The organism is Oceanicella sp. SM1341, assembly GCF_003448965.1.
Lineage (GTDB): Bacteria > Pseudomonadota > Alphaproteobacteria > Rhodobacterales > Rhodobacteraceae > Paroceanicella.
Map to the genome: position 1 here is coordinate 1 of NZ_QRGC01000115.1, position 507 is coordinate 507.

Annotated in this window: 1 protein-coding gene; it reads left to right on the forward strand. The window is 49.7% G+C overall.

Translation table 11 applies throughout. The annotated features are described in order from the left end of the window. The coding region (locus D3P35_RS26005) for a 50S ribosomal protein L19e (RefSeq protein ID WP_118138798.1) at positions 1-507 on the forward strand (507 nt) is incomplete at both ends.

The window sequence follows — 507 nt, forward strand, 5'->3', positions numbered from 1 at the left end:
GGCTCGCCGCCAGCGTCCTCAAATGCGGGAGAGGCAAGGTCTGGCATGATCCCAATGAGGTCAACGAAATCTCCATCGCGAATTCTCGCCAAAATATAAGGAAGTTGGTGAAGCATGGTTTCATCATCAGGAAGCCGGCCAAGATCCCCTCTCGTTCTCGAGCACGCCGCATGAAGGAGGCCAAGAGAAAGGGCCGACACTCTGGATATGGTAAGCGTAAGGGTACCAGGGAGGCTAGACTGCCAACCAAGATCCTCTGGATGAGGAGAATGCGTGTCCTCAGGAGATTGCTCCGCAAATATAGAGAATCTAAGAAGATTGACAAGCATATGTATCATGACATGTACATGAAAGTGAAGGGTAATGTCTTTAAGAATAAGCGTGTGCTGATGGAGAGCATCCACAAGTCGAAGGCCGAGAAGGCAAGAGAGAAGACATTGTCAGATCAATTCGAGGCCAAGAGGGCTAAGAACAAAGCCAGCAGGGAAAGGAAATTTGCTAGAAGGG